The organism is Nocardia coubleae NBRC 108252 (assembly GCF_001612805.1).
Lineage (GTDB): Bacteria > Actinomycetota > Actinomycetes > Mycobacteriales > Mycobacteriaceae > Nocardia > Nocardia coubleae.
In genome coordinates this window covers 130,496-145,806 of record NZ_BDBD01000026.1, presented here as the reverse complement: position 1 = coordinate 145,806, position 15,311 = coordinate 130,496, and the positions used below count along the sequence as shown (strand labels likewise).

Annotated in this window: 14 protein-coding genes; 6 read left to right on the top strand and 8 right to left on the bottom strand. The window is 69.1% G+C overall.

Annotated elements, in window-relative coordinates; all coding sequences use genetic code 11:
• Positions 1–13: 13 nt before the first annotated feature.
• Positions 14–1,195, bottom strand: coding sequence for a polysaccharide biosynthesis protein (locus tag NCO8_RS26970; protein ID WP_245655518.1), 1,182 nt, complete (start codon positions 1,193–1,195; stop codon positions 14–16).
• 255 nt (positions 1,196–1,450) lie between these two features.
• Between NCO8_RS26970 and NCO8_RS26965 the strand changes: the two genes are divergently transcribed.
• The 3 genes from NCO8_RS26965 (at position 1,451) to NCO8_RS32640 (ending at position 4,318) form a co-directional block, all read left to right on the top strand.
• The gene (locus NCO8_RS26965) at positions 1,451–3,361 is read left to right on the top strand and encodes an MmpA family trehalose lipid delivery protein (protein WP_067643561.1); all 1,911 of its coding nucleotides are present in this window, start codon (positions 1,451–1,453) and stop codon (positions 3,359–3,361) included.
• Between the two features lie 88 nt (positions 3,362–3,449).
• Positions 3,450–3,884: a hypothetical protein gene (locus NCO8_RS32645; protein WP_067643558.1), complete on the top strand. Its 435-nt coding sequence runs from the start codon at positions 3,450–3,452 to the stop codon at positions 3,882–3,884.
• Entirely contained in the window at positions 3,881–4,318 is a 438-nt protein-coding gene (locus NCO8_RS32640) for a hypothetical protein (RefSeq protein WP_067643556.1), read from the top strand. Before NCO8_RS32645 ends, NCO8_RS32640 begins: the two co-directional genes overlap by 4 nt.
• Here NCO8_RS32640 and NCO8_RS26950 read toward each other — a convergent pair.
• Positions 4,308–5,480, bottom strand: a complete 1,173-nt coding sequence (locus NCO8_RS26950) for a glycosyltransferase family 4 protein (RefSeq protein ID WP_067643873.1) — start codon at positions 5,478–5,480, stop codon at positions 4,308–4,310. The genes NCO8_RS32640 and NCO8_RS26950 overlap by 11 nt on opposite strands.
• Positions 5,481–5,619: 139 nt before the next feature.
• On the opposite strand from NCO8_RS26950, the gene NCO8_RS26945 reads away from it, so the two are divergent.
• Complete coding sequence (locus NCO8_RS26945; protein WP_067643553.1) at positions 5,620–6,411, top strand: class I SAM-dependent methyltransferase; 792 nt, start codon at positions 5,620–5,622, stop codon at positions 6,409–6,411.
• A 1-nt stretch (position 6,412) separates the two neighbouring features.
• Here NCO8_RS26945 and NCO8_RS26940 read toward each other — a convergent pair whose 3' ends face one another.
• Positions 6,413–6,622: a hypothetical protein gene (locus NCO8_RS26940; RefSeq protein WP_243749784.1), complete on the bottom strand. Its 210-nt coding sequence runs from the start codon at positions 6,620–6,622 to the stop codon at positions 6,413–6,415.
• A gap of 298 nt (positions 6,623–6,920) precedes the next feature.
• Between NCO8_RS26940 and NCO8_RS26935 the strand changes: the two genes are divergently transcribed.
• On the top strand, positions 6,921–8,366 hold the full coding sequence (locus NCO8_RS26935; protein ID WP_067643551.1) for an aldehyde dehydrogenase: 1,446 nt from the start codon (positions 6,921–6,923) through the stop codon (positions 8,364–8,366).
• Here NCO8_RS26935 and NCO8_RS26930 read toward each other — a convergent pair.
• On the bottom strand, positions 8,363–8,542 hold the full coding sequence (locus tag NCO8_RS26930) for a hypothetical protein (RefSeq protein ID WP_067497189.1): 180 nt from the start codon (positions 8,540–8,542) through the stop codon (positions 8,363–8,365). The genes NCO8_RS26935 and NCO8_RS26930 overlap by 4 nt on opposite strands.
• A gap of 201 nt (positions 8,543–8,743) precedes the next feature.
• Positions 8,744–9,694 (bottom strand): GlxA family transcriptional regulator, encoded by a 951-nt coding sequence (locus tag NCO8_RS26925; protein ID WP_084457507.1) that lies wholly within the window; start codon positions 9,692–9,694, stop codon positions 8,744–8,746.
• 103 nt (positions 9,695–9,797) lie between these two features.
• Between NCO8_RS26925 and NCO8_RS26920 the strand changes: the two genes are divergently transcribed.
• The gene (locus NCO8_RS26920; RefSeq protein WP_067643549.1) at positions 9,798–10,544 is read left to right on the top strand and encodes an HD domain-containing protein; all 747 of its coding nucleotides are present in this window, start codon (positions 9,798–9,800) and stop codon (positions 10,542–10,544) included.
• A gap of 52 nt (positions 10,545–10,596) precedes the next feature.
• Here NCO8_RS26920 and NCO8_RS26915 read toward each other — a convergent pair whose 3' ends face one another.
• The 3 genes from NCO8_RS26915 to NCO8_RS26905 form a co-directional block, all read right to left on the bottom strand.
• Positions 10,597–12,426: a phosphoenolpyruvate carboxykinase (GTP) gene (locus NCO8_RS26915; RefSeq protein WP_067497193.1), complete on the bottom strand. Its 1,830-nt coding sequence runs from the start codon at positions 12,424–12,426 to the stop codon at positions 10,597–10,599.
• Between the two features lie 239 nt (positions 12,427–12,665).
• Complete coding sequence (locus NCO8_RS26910) at positions 12,666–14,111, bottom strand: hypothetical protein (protein ID WP_067643545.1); 1,446 nt, start codon at positions 14,109–14,111, stop codon at positions 12,666–12,668.
• On the bottom strand, positions 14,098–15,192 hold the full coding sequence (locus NCO8_RS26905; RefSeq protein WP_245655517.1) for a hypothetical protein: 1,095 nt from the start codon (positions 15,190–15,192) through the stop codon (positions 14,098–14,100). The genes NCO8_RS26910 and NCO8_RS26905 overlap by 14 nt, the downstream gene beginning before the upstream one ends.
• Between the last annotated feature and the right edge of the window lie 119 nt (positions 15,193–15,311).

Below are 15,311 nucleotides of genomic sequence, written 5' to 3'. Positions count from 1 at the left end.
ACGACGGCCCCGGTCACCGACCGGGGCCGTCGTCGTTTCGCGCGGTGCGCAATACGACCAAGGCGACGATCGTCGTGGTGACGGCGGCGACGCAGACGGCGATGCCGATGAGCGAACCGATGCTGTCGGCGAAGGCGAGCATCAACGCGACCTCGACGGCCAGACCCACCCAGGTGACCATCGCCAAGCCGGTGCGTTCCACCGCGATCGCCGACAGCAACGCGCCCTGCAGCACGGCGAGCATGGCGCCGTGCAGCGCGAAAATCCACAGCATGCCCTGGATGGGCGCGTAGTCCTGACCCGCGAACAGGGGCGCGAGCGGGGCGGCCAGGGCGGCGCCGACGACCGCGACGACGCCGATCAGCGACAGCACCGACAGGGCGTCGCGGATGGCGCGGGCCGAATGCGTCGGCTGGGCCATGCGCGGGTACAGCACAACGCCCACCGCCTGCGGGAGCCAGAAGGCGATCTTGGTGGCGATGGTGCCGAGGGAGTAGCGGCTGGCGTCGGCGTCGTCGAGGACGATGCGCACGACGATCAGGTCGGCCGAGGACAGGGCCATCAGCGCGGCCTGCACTTGGACGGCACGCAAGACCGGGAGGACGCCGATCGCCCGCTCGCGCGTTTCGACGGTAGCGGTCCGCCCATCGAGCAACAGGTCTGCTGAATCGCTCGCGGTCGCCGATCGGACGATGCGGCCCGCGAGGAAGGCGGCGGCGACGAGTCCGCCTGCCGCGGCGAGCAGGGCGCCCGCCGAACCGCCGCCGAGCGCGAGCGCGATCAGTGCGGGTGCGACGCGAGCGGTTCCCGCCAGGGCCAGCACCGTCGCCAGGGCACGGAACTGGTTGGCGCCCTGGAGGATTCCCTGTTCACCGGACAGGATCACCAGAGCGGGAGCGGCGCCGAGGGCAGCGGCCGCGGCCGGCACACCGACATGCAGCACCGTCGCGACGACCGGGATCAGCACCACCGCGACCGCCGCGACCAGCGCCGCACACCGCCACTGCATCGCCCGCACCGCGCGCAGACCGGCGCCGCGCACCACTTCGCGCGCCACCACGTTCTGCATCGCCAAGGCGGGCACCGCGCACAACAACTGGACCGCGAGCAGACTCGCGAACTCGCTGAAGCCGGCCACACCCAGCCAGCGACCGGCCAACATCTGCAGCAGGTAACCGGCGACATTGGCGGTCATCGCGCCGGCCGTGACCCACGTCAGATCGGCAACAACAGGGGGGCGGCGGACCGAAGACACGCCCCATCGTCGCACCTCATCGCCCATGCGGTGGGCGGTACCCCGAAATGTGAGTCCGAGCGGACTCACCCTGAGGGTTCGCTTCCGGAGCGCTTAGGTGCTCGAGGCGGGGCCCTTCGCGTTGTCGCACCCTCCGGTCGGTCCAGATCAGGGCGGGCCCCGCTGCGCGCCCGCAAGCATCTAGGGTGCTCTGATGTGACAGGTAGCGCGAGGCTCTGGGTTGCCGCGTACTGCGCGCTCCTCACGGCTGTGATCGTCGGCCCGCTCGCAGGCTCCGGGTACCTGCTGCTGCGCGACGCGGTGAGTACCCCGCGCTCCTACCTGACGGACTCCGCGCTCGGTCTCGGCGCCGCCGCACCCCGCGCGGTGCCCCAGGATGCGCTGCTCGCCGTGCTCTCCCCCGTCGTCGACGGCGGCATCCTCGTCAAAGCGATCCTGATCGTTTCCCTGTGGTCGGCAGGGTACGGCGCCGCCGTCCTCGCCCGCCGCTTCGTCAGCGCGACCACCGGCCCCCAACTCGTCGCCGCGACTCTGGCTCTCTGGAACCCCTTCGTCGCCGAACGTCTTCTCCAAGGGCATTGGAGTCTGCTCGCGGGGTATGCGGCTTTGCCCTGGGTGGCGTTGGCGGCAACGCGTCTGCGCGAGCCGGAGGTCGATTCGTCAGTCGACGTGCGCTCGGGGCGCGGCCACGCCGAGGCGAGCCTCGCCTCTGGAGCCGGGTCGGGTACAGACTCGGCCGCCGAGACCGGTGGCGGCAGAGGATCACCGGGCAGCCTCAGCGAGGTCGACTCGGCACGTGCGTCCGGGTCGATTGTCGGACGCGCATGGAGCAGTGTTCAGGCCCGCCGTTCCCGCGCTGGAGCACGTGTCGGTGCGTGGGCTGCGCTGGTCGCGGCGTTCGCGGCAGCCGGGTTGACGCCGACCGGGTCGTTGCTGGCAGCCGTCATCGGACTGGCGACGATCGGGTGGCGGAAGATGCTGCCCGCTGCCGTTCTGTGGGTGCTCACGTGTGCGCCCTGGTTGACGGCGACCGCATTGGGGGCCGGGGCCGAGCCGTCGGATCCCGAAGGGGTTTCGGCGTTCGCGGCGCGAGCGGAGCCGTGGTTGGGGACGTTGGGGAGCCTGGCCGGGCTCGGGGGGATCTGGAACGCGGAAGCGGTTCCGGGCAGCCGGACAACGCCGGTGGCGTTCGTCGCCACGATGTTGTTGCTCGGGATAGTCGCGCTCGGAGTGCGGGCGGTGTGGGCGCGGGGGCACCGGGCGTTGCTGGTCATCGCGGTGGTGGCCGTGGTCGTGCCCGCGCTCGGGGCGACCAGCGGGGGGATCGCGGTCGGCGAATGGTTGGTCGCGCACGTGCCCGGTGCGGGGTTGTTGCGTGACAGCCAGAAATACGTGGCGCTCGCGATGCCGGCGTATGTGTTGTGTGCGGCGGCCGCCTGCACCACCGTGCTCACCTTCGCCCGCAGGTTCGCGCCGACGATCCATGACGGCGTACGAACCGGAACAGCCGCTGTCGCAACACTTTTCATCGGAATGCTGATTCTCCCTCTCCCTGATCTGGTTTGGGGCGTCGGCGGCGAGATGCGCCCCGTCCACTACCCCGCAGGCTGGGAAAAGGTCGTCGAACACATCGACGCACCGGGCGACGTGGCCGTCCTCCCCGCAGGCATGTTCCGCCGATTCCCTTACAGCGGAACAGCTCCCGTCCTCGACCCCGCTCCCCGAATCCTCCCCGACGACGTCCTCCAAACAGGTGAACTCCGCGTCCGTGGCTACGCCGTAGCGGGCGAAGGAAACCGCGCCCGCACAGTCGAAACGGCACTGCTCGAAGGCGCCCCCGCCACCGACCTAGCCGCCCTCGGCGTCGGCTGGATCCTCATAGAACGCACCACCCCCGGCCCCCTCGGCGCCTCCCAATCCACCCTGACCACAACCCAACTCACCTACGAAGACCCCGACCTAGCCCTCTACCGAGTCCCCAACCCAACCCCCACCGACACCGCAACCCCCACCCAACGCCGAATCTCCGCCACCGCCCACCTCCTCTGGGCCACCCTCCTCCTCGGAGCGCTCCTCGCTGCCGCACTCCGCCCAAACCCCAACTGATGGAGTGTCATCCGGCGATTCCTCGCGCGTCGCACAACACACCGCACCAATACCGCCGCGAGCCATCGACGACCTATGTTCGCTCGCTATGGTCACCTCACAGCACGAGGCTATGCACCGGATCTTCCGGCACGACGCGCGCACCTTCGCCCGCGCCTTCCACGCACTCGACCTCCCCTTTCCCGACCCGATCGAGGTCGAACACATCTCGGTCGACCTCACCGAGATAGAGCCCATCGAACGCCGAGCAGACACGATTCTGCGGATCGTCACGGCAGACTCCAGCTTCCTGCTCGTTGTAGAGGCGCAAAGCAAGAAGGAACTGACCCGCCCACGTGCGTGGACCTATTACCTGGCCTACCTCGAAGCGAAGTACCAGATCCCCGCCGTGCTTGTCATCGTGTGCCGCAGCGAGGCCACTGCACAGTGGGCCCAGGGTCCACACAGCCTCGGCCACGCGACATGCCCTGTGTGGTGCTGCGCCCGCTGGTGCTCGGCCCACACAATGTTCCCGCCGTCATGACGGCCGAAGCAGCTGCTGAAGACCTACCTCTGGCGGCCCTGTCAGCGATAACCCACGCCACGAGTCCTGAGATCGGTGCGATACTGGAAGCGCTGGCTGCTGCGCTGCGGCTCGCAGGTGACCGGGACGATGCACAGATCTATGCCGAACTAGTCGAACTGGGCCTCGGCCGTACGCGAGGCGCCCGAATCTGGAGGAAGTTGATGTCGGTAGACCTGTCGTTCTTCCGCTCCGAGACGTCACAGCGGATTCGCGAAGAGGGGCGCGAAGAAGGCGTCTCAGAGAGCATCATTCGAATTCTGCGGCGGCGTGGAATCGCTGTTTCCGCTGCGGCGGAAAGCAAGATCGTGTCGTGTCACGACCGCGCGCAGCTCGGTGAATGGCTCGATCGGGCGATCGGGGCGCAGACCGTCGACGATGTGTTCAGTGATTGAGAGCTGACGGGGCCACGAGGCCGGTGGTGTAGGTGCCTCGGGCTGCGGCGGCGAGGACTTCGTAGACGCCGGAACCTGTTTGTTCCCAGGAGAATTCGTGGGCGCGGGCGCGGGCCTTCTCGCCCATCATGGAGCGGGTTTCCGGGTCGGCGAGGAGGTCGGCGGCGGCTCGGGCCAGGGCGGGGGCGTCGTCTACCAGCAGGCCGGTGACACCGTCGACGATGGAGTCGGTGAGGCCCCGGGAGCTGCGGTAGCCGATGGTCGGTACGCCGTGCTGGGCGGCCTCGATGACGGCCAGGCCCCAGCCTTCCTTGCGGGAGGGCATCACGTGCACCCACGCGGTGGACAGGATCTCGTGCTTGCGGCGTTCGTCGACGTGGCCATGGAAGGTGACGGCGTCGGTGATGCCGAGGTCGTCGGCGCACGCGCGCAGGTTGGGCGCCCACCAACCGTCGCCGATCACGTCCAGGTGCACGTCGGGGAAGCGTTCGCGCAGCGTGGCGACGGCGGTGAGGGCGTCCTCGATCTGCTTGTGCGGGACGAGACGGGACAGCACGGCGATGCGTGGGTGGGTGGCGCGGGTGCTCGCGCCGCCGGGGACGACCTCGGCGGGCACCGGCTCGGCACCGTTGCGGACGACGGCGATGCGTTCGCGATCGACCCCGAGCACCGACAGCTCCTCGGCCGAGGGCAGCGACACCGTGAGGTACTGGTTGTCGCGGTGCACGCGCGGCGACAGCTTGGACTCGATCCACCAGCCGATCCGCCCGACCAGCCGCCCGGCGACCGGCCACTGCTCACGATGCCCGTGGTGCACGAGCACCACCGAGGGCACACCGGTGACCGCCGCGAAGAACGGGATGCCGTTCTGAGTGTCGATCACCACGTCGGGCCGCACACCGCGCAGCGGGCCGACACCGAGCCGACCGGCGAGGATGGCGGCCAGCGCGCGCGGGTACACGGTGAAGCGGCCACCGGCGCGGCTGATGTCGATACCGTCGATCCGCTCGCGGCGCGGCGCACCGGGGTACCCGGCCGTACGCAGGGTGACCTTGACCCCTCGGGCCGCCAGCTGCGCACCCACCTGCTCCAGGTACCGCTCACTGCCGCCGCCCTGTGGGTGCCCCGTGTCACGCCAGCACAACAGGAGGACTTCACGCACGGTCGGGCTCGCAATCGGATCGGCTTCGGACAAACGTCGGCCACCACCCTAGCGGGTGTGGCCCACGCGACACGGCAATATCACCACCGAACCCGCACACGGCCGCGATGCGCCGCCGCCGAGCCCCTAAACTCCTGCCGTGCCGACCGCATCCCCGCCGAGAACCGACCAGCCGGGCCGAGCCCCCCGCTTCGCCCGTCGCGCCACGCTGCGCCGCTCCGTGCGCCTGCTGACGAGCTTCCGGTTCGAGCAGTCCGACCCGGCCAGGTTCTACGGTGGCATCGCCACCGACAGCGCCGAGCTGATCGACGACTTCTACGCCGACATCACCGGCCGCGACCTCGCCGGAACCGTGGTGCTCGACGTGGGTGGCGGGCCCGGCTACTTCGCCGACGAGTTCACCGCACGCGGTGCGCGCTATATCTCGGTGGAACCCGACCCGTCGGAGATGCACGCCGCAGGCCTGCGGGTGGCCGGTTCGGTGCGCGGCTCGGGCATGGCGCTCCCGTTCCGCGACAACGCCTTCGACGTGTGCTTCTCCTCCAACGTCGCCGAACACGTCCCCGAGCCGTGGGCGATGGCCGACGAGATGGTCCGCGTGACCAAGCCCGGCGGGCTCATCGTCTACTCGTACACGGTGTGGCACGGGCCGTTCGGTGGGCACGAGACCGGGCTGTGGCATTACCTCGGCGGCGAGTACGCGGCGCGAAGGTACTTCCGTAAGCACGGTCGTGAACCCAAGAACAGATTCGGCAGGTCACTGTTCGCTGTCACCGCCGCCGACGGTTTGCGCTGGGCGGCAACGACACCGGCGGACGTGCGAACCGTTTTTCCTCGTTATCACCCGCGCTGGGCGTGGTGGCTGGTTCGGATTCCGGTGATTCGCGAGCTACTCGTGAGCAATCTCGTTGTGGTGGCGACGAAACGGTGATTCAGGCCAGCCAGCTCAATCGCCGCGTCCGGCGCACCGGCTCGGGTAACGCACTGGCCCAGGGGGATTCCTGAATCGCGAGGCCGACGGTCTCCAACGTGGTCAGGCCGACCTGATCGGCGAGCGCCCCGACCATCGCGACCGCCTCAGCGGCCTGAATGGCGGCAGTCGCCTGCTCGATCGTCAGTGTGCGGCCCGGAAGGAATGACACAACCCATCCTCCACTGCCCACACTCTTCGCTTGATGGTCGGTCTGGTCGCTGGTCATCAACGATCGGCCGATCACTTGCACAGCCATGAGTCGGTCTCCCCAATTCGCTGTAAAGGTCCGATGAATCGAGCGAGCTGATCAGTAGCTAAAGCATCCCCTTTTCACCACGAGAACGCAATAGTGCGTTTTCCCGAAAAGCGAACCGACGGGTTGGAATTCGTGCACTTCAGAGTGCCCGCGACCAGGCAAAGTAGAACGTGTTGCAGACAATCCGGCCGCGAAACTGTAACGTGTTCTCATGCACTACGACAGTCTGTTCATCGGCGGCAAGTGGACCACCCCGGCCGGTAGTGACCGCATTCCCGTGGTCTCACCGGCCACCGAGGAGACCGTGGGCAGCGTGCCCGCGGTAACGAAGGACGATGTCGACGCCGCGGTCGCCGCGGCGCGCGACGCCTTCGACAGCGGACCGTGGCCGAAGAAGGATCCACTGGAACGAGCCGAGGTGCTCGGCAAGGCCGCGCGCCTCATCGAGCAGCGTTCCCCGGAATTGCTCGCCGCACTCACGGCCGAGATGGGCGCAACAACGGTAGGCGCCTTGACATTCAACCAAATTCCCGCCGTCGCGGCGCTCGACGCGTTAGTCTCGCTCGCTAAGACCTTCCCCTGGAACGAGACTCGGGTCGGCCCGTTCGGAACTACCCGTGTGTCACGGGAACCGCGCGGTGTCGTCGCCGCTATTACCGCATGGAATGTTCCGATGTTCCTCGCGGTGAACAAACTCGCGCCCGCATTGCTCGCCGGGTGCACGATCGTGCTCAAACCGTCGCCACTCACCCCGCTCAGTGCGAATATCCTCGCCGATATCTTCACCGAGGCAGGCGTGCCGGACGGGGTGATCTCCGTGCTGCCCGCCGAGGCCGAGGCAAGCGAATACCTGGCCGGGCATCCCGGCGTCGACAAGGTGACCTTCACCGGAAGCACCGCCGTCGGCCGGAAACTCGCCGCTATCGCCGGCGAACAACTCAAGACCGTCTCCCTCGAATTGGGCGGTAAGTCGGCCGCGATCATTCTCGACGACGTCGACCTGGCGGCGAGCATTCCCGTTCTCGCGTTCTCCGGCCTGATGAACAGCGGGCAGGGCTGCGTCGCGCAGACCCGCATCCTCGCACCGCGCAGCCGCTACGAAGAGATCCTCGACGCGCTCGTCGCCCACGTGAGCACACTGAAGACCGGTGACCCCACCGACCCGTCGGTGCAGTTCGGCCCGCTCATCAGCGAGCGGCAGCGCGAGCGCGTGGAGGGCTATATCGCCAAGGGCAAGGCCGAGGGGGCGCGGCTGGTCCTCGGCGGCGGCAGGCCCGACGGGGTGGAGCGCGGCTGGTTCGTCGAGCCGACGATCTTCGCCGACGTGGACAACTCCAGCACCATCGCCCAGGAGGAGATCTTCGGGCCGGTCTTGTCGGTGATCCCCTACGACACCGAGGACGAGGCCGTCGCCATCGCCAACGACTCCGTGTACGGCCTGGCGGGCTCGGTCTGGACCACCGACATCGAACGCGGCGCGAAGATCGCCGCACGGGTGCGCACGGGCACCTACGCGATCAACTGGTACGCCTTCGACCCCACCGCGCCGTTCGGTGGGTACAAGAGTTCCGGCATCGGCCGCGAGAACGGGCCCGAGGGCCTGGACGCCTTCTGTGAGCAGAAGTCGGTGCTGATGCCGATGGGCTGGACCGGCTAGTCCTCCGGCATCACTACCCGCAGCACCGGCTGGGCACCTACCTCACCGTTGGCGGGCAGGTCGACCACGTCGACGCGCCATCCGGGTGGCAGGACGCGCTGCAGGCGGCCTGCCACCCGGTGCAGTGGCGTGCTCGAGCAGGTGTCGTCCTCCGGGCGGGTCACCAGATCGGTCATGCGTCAACCACCTCTCAGCGTCGATCTCAACGGAGTTTGCTCGGGGATGGTGCGACGTTCACAGAAACCTGACTGGGAATATAGGTGACGGCGATTCCCTTGCCCCAGCGACTCTCTGTCATCGAAATAGGTACCCGAAATTCACACGGGGGAATCGTCTTCTTTTGTGCCCGAAAGGAAACTTCGCGTCGGGAAAGTGGGTCAATGACGCAATGAGCGTCGATATGCGGACGGTGTAAGCCCGGTCGCCGCACGTAAGTGTTCGCGTAGGGCCGTCACACTGCCGAAGCCCGATCGCTGGGCAACCGTCTCCACGGTGAACGTCGTTCGCTCGAGCAGTTCCCTTGCCCGTCCGAGCCGTTGCGCGTCGAGCCAGGCGCGCGGCGTGGTGCCGACCTCGGCCTTGAAGCGGCGGATGAAAGTCCGCTCGCTCATCAACGCGTGCGCGGCAAGCGCTGAGACATCCACGGCGTCAACGGGATTGGCCGCTGCCCAATCGAGCGTGGCCGCCAGGCCACCGTGCGCCGCGACGCGCGCCATCGGCCGCGGAATGTATTGCGCCTGACCACCTTCGCGGTGCGGCGGCACCACATTCCAGCGGGCGAGGTCGGCGGCGGCCGCGGCACCGAGTTCGCGGCGGACGATGTGCAGGCACAGGTCCAGTCCGGCGGACAGGCCCGCCGAGGTCAGGATGTCGCCGTCGTCGACGTAGAGGGCGGTGGGATCGAGCTTCACGGCCGGGTAGAGCTGGGCGAATTCTTCGCAGTAACCCCAGTGGGTGGTGGCCGGGCGGCCGTCGAGCAGCCCGGCCTCGGCGAGGACGAAGGCGCCGATGCAGATACTGGCGATGGTTGCGCCTCGGGCGGCGGCCGCACGCAGCGCGTCGAGCGCCGGGGGTGGGGTGGGCAGAGTCGGGAGGCCGATGCCGGGGACCACGATCAGATCGGCGTCGGCGAGCAGCTCGAGTCCGTGCTCCACCCGCAGCTCGAAGCCGTTCGGCGTCCACACCGGGCCGGGACGTACAGCGCAGGTTCGCATGTCGAAGCCGGCGGGCTCGCCGGTCCGGCCCGGTCCGTGGCGGAAGATCTGCACCACACACGCGAGGTCGTAGGTCATCACGCCGTCGAGGGCGAGCGCGGCCACCGAGATCACTCCTCGAGTTTGGCACGAATCCGGGCACTGCTGGCATGTCTGCCACTCGTTCTCCTCGCCCCGGTCCGGCTTTGCTTGACACAGGCACGACAAGGGAGATCTGATGACGAATCCGGCAGGCCTCGACTGGACCTGGGCACAGCGCACCGGCGGGAACCTCACCGCGGCGCAGCGCCGTCGGCTGTTGGCGGCACTCGGGCGCACCGTACCGAGATTCGCGCCGGGACGGCTGCGCTTGGCACTCGGCCGGCGCGGCACCGGACGCGTCGAGGACGTGCGTCTCCCGGACACCCGGCTGGCCAGAGAGGCGGAACTACATGCGCGCGAGGAACTTTCGGACGCGCTGCTGGCGCATTCCTTCCGCACCTACTTCTTCGGACGCGCCCTCGCCGACCTCGACGGCGCCGAGTACGACGACGAAATCGCCTACGTCTCGTGCCTATTGCACGACATAGCCCTCGAAACACCTACGCCTGGAAGGTGTTTCGCGGTGGTCGGCGGGGAGAGCGCGGTCGGCCTCGCCCGGCGGCACGGCGCCTCCGCCGAACGGGCCGCGATCATCGGTGCGGCCATCGCCGCCCATCTCACCCCCGGCGTCGCGGCGGACCTCGGCGACCCGGGTGGTTTCGTCTCCGCGGGCGCGTCGGTGGACGTGCTCGGCGACCGGCTGGCCGACCTCGATCCCCGATGGGTCGACGAACTGCTCGCCCGGCACCCTCGTCACCAGCTGAAGAAGCACCTCGCCGCGGTGTTCGCCGCCGAGGCCGCCGCGGTCCCCGAAGGGCGGGTGGCCTGGCTGACGTCCACCGGATTCACCCAGCTCGTCAAGTTCGCGCCCTTCCCCGAATAGAACGAAACCGCCCGCACCGGAAATCGGCGCGGGCGGTTCGTTGTTCGGGGGATCAGCCGAGGCGCTGCTTGAGAGCCTCGAACTCGTCGCGGACGCCCGAGGGCAGGCGGTCGCCGATGAACTCGAACCACTCCTCGATCGACGGGATCTCCTGGCGCCACTCGTCGGCGTTCACCGCGAGGGCCTCGTCGACGTCGGCCGGGTCGACATCGAGGCCGTCCAGGTCGAGGTCGGCGGCCGTGGGGACGTGGCCGACGGGGGTGGACGACGCGCCGGTGGAACCCTCGATGCGGCCGACGATCCACTCCAGCACGCGGGAGTTCTCACCGAATCCGGGCCACAGGAAGCGGCCGTCGGCGCCACGACGGAACCAGTTGACGTAGAAGATCTTCGGCAGCTTGGTCGAGTCGGCGTTCTTGCCCAGCTCGATCCAGTGGTCGAGGTAGTCGCCCACGTGGTAGCCGAGGAACGGCAGCATCGCCATCGGGTCGCGACGGACGGTGCCCACCTGGCCCTCGGCGGCGGCGGTCTGCTCCGAGCCCATGGTCGCGCCCATGAACACGCCGTGCTCCCAGCCGAACGACTCGGTCACCAGAGGGACGGTGGTCTTGCGGCGACCACCGAACAGGATGGCCGAGATCGGCACGCCCTGCGGGTCGTCCCACTCGGGGGCCAGGATCGGGCACTGCGACATCGGGGTGCAGTAGCGCGAGTTCGGGTGCGCGGCGTGCGTGCCGGACTCGGGGGTCCAGTCGTTGCCCTTCCAATCGATGAGGTGCTGCGGGTCGCCTTCCAGGCCCTCCCACCACACATCGTTGTCGTCGGTCTGGGCGACGTTGGTGTAGACGGTGTTGCCCGCGTCGATGGTGGCCATCGCGTTGGGGTTGGAGCTGTGGTTGGTGCCCGGCGCCACGCCGAAGAAACCGAACTCCGGGTTCACGGCGTAGAGGCGGCCGTCCTTGCCGAAACGCATCCAGGCGATGTCGTCGCCCAGGGTCTCCGCGCGCCAGCCGGGGATGGTCGGCTGGATCATCGCCAGGTTGGTCTTACCGCAGGCGCTGGGGAAGGCGGCGGCGATGTAGTACGCCTTGTTCTCGGGCGAGATCAGCTTGAGGATCAGCATGTGCTCGGCCAGCCAGCCCTCGTCGTGGGCCATCGCCGAGGCGATGCGCAGCGAGTAGCACTTCTTGCCGAGCAGCGCGTTGCCGCCGTAGCCCGAGCCGTAGGACCAGATCTCGCGGTCCTCGGGGAAGTGGGTGATGTACTTGGTGTCGCTGCACGGCCACGGCACGTCGGCCTGGCCCTCGGCCAGCGGAGCGCCGACGGAATGCAGCGCCTTCACGAACGGACGATCGGTGCCGAGCTTGTCCAGCGCCGCCTGGCCCATGCGGGTCATCACGCGCATCGACACGACCACGTACTCGGAGTCGGTGATCTCCACGCCCAGCTTGGGGTCCTCGGCGCCGAGCGGGCCCATGCAGAACGGCACCACGTACATGGTGCGGCCCTTCATCGAGCCGCGGTACAGCTCGGTCATGGTGGCGCGCATCTCGGCGGGGTCGACCCAGTTGTTGGTCGGGCCTGCGTCGGCCTCGGTCTTGGAGCAGATGTAGGTGCGCGATTCCACGCGGGCCACATCGGAGGGGTCGGACAGGGCGAGGAAGGAGTTCGGTTTCTTCTTCTCGTCGAGCTTCTTGAAGGTGCCCGCTTCGACCAGCTGCGTGGTCAGGCGATCCCATTCCGCGTCGGAGCCGTCGGCCCAGACAACGCGGTCAGGCTGAGTGAGCTCTGCGACTTCCTGTACCCAGGCGAGCAGTTCACTGTGCTCGGTCGGCGCGGTGCCGTCGGATCCACGAAGACCAGGAATGGTCGCTGAGGTCATGAAAACTCTCCTGAGATGGGCGGGGGCGCCACCGTGGCGGGAAGACGTCCGGCAGCGAACCAGCCACCGCACAACCCCAATGGACGGCGTACAGGGCCGCACACGGACGGAGCCGCGCATCGACTGGCACGGAGCAGGACGCCCAGGTTCCTGCTTAAAGGTTAACGCGATATGACGATCGATAAGGAATCGGGTTCGCCCAACCTAGTACCCATCGGCGGGTGGACCAATCGTTCTCGTCACACCTTGTCGAGTGTCTCGATATCGCGTTCGCAGGCGGAAAGTTGTGCGGGCCGCTCGGCGGCGAGGCGCCGGACGAGCGTGTCGAGCTCGGCGATGCGCCGGTCCACCGCCACCGCGCGGGCCGTGGATTCGCGGACTACATGTTCGGCCAGCTCCGCCTCCACATCCACCAGTACAGCCGCGACACGCTGCTCGAGCTGGGCTTTCACATTCACCAGCGCCTCCGACACCCACTGTGACATGTGACTGCGTTCGGCCAGTTGCCCGCGCGCACGCACCACCCATGCCGCCGCACCGGCGCCGAGCAGCAACGCCACCGGCACGCTCGCCACATCGAGCGTCGGCACCAGCGACAGCGGCGCGACGATCAACCGGCCTAGACCGACACCGGCCGACGCGCCGAGCGCGATCACCAGGTGATCTTCGACACCACGGTGCCTCGGCGTGGGTTCCGGACCTACTCGGGGCGCCGCGTCGTAGCGGCGCTGGGCGGGTGCGGCGGTGCCGACACGCCGCGCGGTCTCGAGCACACGCTCGTCGATGACGGCGTCGACCGCGGCCGACAACTCACCGGCGGCCTGCTGCAAGCGCTCGGGGTAGGCGCGCAGTTCGGTGCGGTCGCAGCGGTCGAGTTCGGCGCGTGAGCGCATGTGCAGGGCCCGGACCATGGCCCCCACCTCGGTCGACAGGTCGACGCGAGCCAGCTGCACCTGGCTGCGCACCGCCGCGAGACCGGTCTGCCTGCCGCCGTCGCGCTCGGCGAGCAGAGCGACCCGCTCCTCCCGGATACGCGCGGTCTCGGTGCCCGCACGCAGTGCGGCGATCTGCTCGGCGATGCGGGCCCTGGTGTCGGCGAGCACGCGGGCGAGCACGGCCGCACGGCGTCGGGCACCGTCGACCGGGGTCTGCGCGGTGGCCGCGGCGAGGGCGGCGTGCAGGGCGCCGAGACCGGAGCGGTCGAGCAGGGCGGAGTCGTCGGCGGCGCGGGCGGCGGCGGCCAGCCGGGCCGAGACGGCGAGAATGTCGAGGTCGTCGCTGCCGCGGGCGGCGAGCAGGGCAAGGCTGCGTTCGCGCATCGCACGCCAGTCCTGGTAGGCGTGGAAGCCGTTCATGGCGAGCAGGATCGGGGCGCCCGCGCCGCGCAGGCGGTCGATGAGGGCGAGCAGGTCGGCACCGATCACGCTGCCCGCGTCGAACAGGATCAGGGCCGGGGCGGGTTCGGTGGTCGGGGTGGCCGGGTCGATCAGGTCGATGCGCGGTTCGAAGCGGGCCAGTTCGGTACGCAGCAGGGTGGTGTTGGCGTCGTCGGGGGCGTAGAACAGCACGCTCGCGACGGCGCCGGAACCGGCCATCGCCCGCAGCAGCGCCTTACCCTGCGGATTCCATCGTTCGATGACGGCGTCGACGTCGGCGGGCAGTGCGGCCTCGTCAGAGTCCGGCACTGCTCATCCGCTCCCAGGCTCTGATGTACCCGTTGTGCACGCGCAGCGCGGCGCGGCGGGCGGCGGGCGGCATGTCGCTCGACACCACGGCTCGCCAGCGGGTGGCGCGCGAGAGCGCCTCGTCGGCGTCGCCGGGCGCGGGCGAGGGATATCCGGCGGCCAGGTGGGCGACCTGCGGGCAGGCCAGACCGGCGCACAGACCGATCCACAAGGCCTCGTCACCGGCCAGATACTGCTCGATCAGCGCGCGGGCGCGGCCGCCGTCACCGGGGACGGCACGTGCTGCCAGCCGGACCAACTCGTCGAGCAACTCGCCCCCGCGCACGGCTTCGACCTGCTCGTAGCGGCGGTGGACCAGCCGGTGCAGCGGGTCGATGCCGCCCGCGGAGTGCAGGATCTGGATCAGCGCGGCGGAGGTGAGATCCGGGTCGGCGCGCAGCGCGGTGAGCGCGCAGTCCACGCCGTAGAGGTCCCAGTTCTCGATGAGGCGCCTGCGGGCGTCCTGATCGGAACCGGCACCGATGAACAGGTCAGCGGCCAGCACCGACGGCACGTCCGGGCCGACCGCGAGCCTGCGCAGATCGCTCAGATCGGCCGCGTCGACGCTGCCCGCCCGGGTGCGCGCCGCCAGCGAGGCGACCACCGGAACCACCGGCAAGCGCAGCTCACGGGCGAACCGTTCGGCGGCGGCCACCGCGTCACCCCAGCGCGAACCCATCGCGTCGGCCTTGTTCAGCACCACGATGCTGCGGTCCCTCGGCAGCGTTTCCAGTACTCGCAGATCGGCCGCCTGCGGCGCGCCGGCCAGCACGTACACCACCAGATCACCGTCGAGCACGGGATCGGGCAGCTCGGGTTGGTCGACCGGGTCGGTCTCCTGCGCGGACAGCAGTGCCAGCGCCGCGAGGACGGTGGTCCGCCCGCTGAGCGCACGCCCCGCAACCTGGATCCGCAACGGCCTGCGTCTGCGGTGTACTGCCTCCACGAGCCGCTCGGCGATCACCGGGTCGGTTCCCCCACCTGCGCCGAGGTCCGAGATCAGCTGATCGAGCTGGTCGGATGGCCGTGTCTGTGCGGTCATGGTCCCTGTCGGCATTTGCGCGCACCCCCTTTTCGGAGGGCATTCTGTCAGATCCGGCGTGAGGCGGCTGCGACGTAACTCGGCGCATGCTGGACAATGGACGACGTGAACGACGCCGC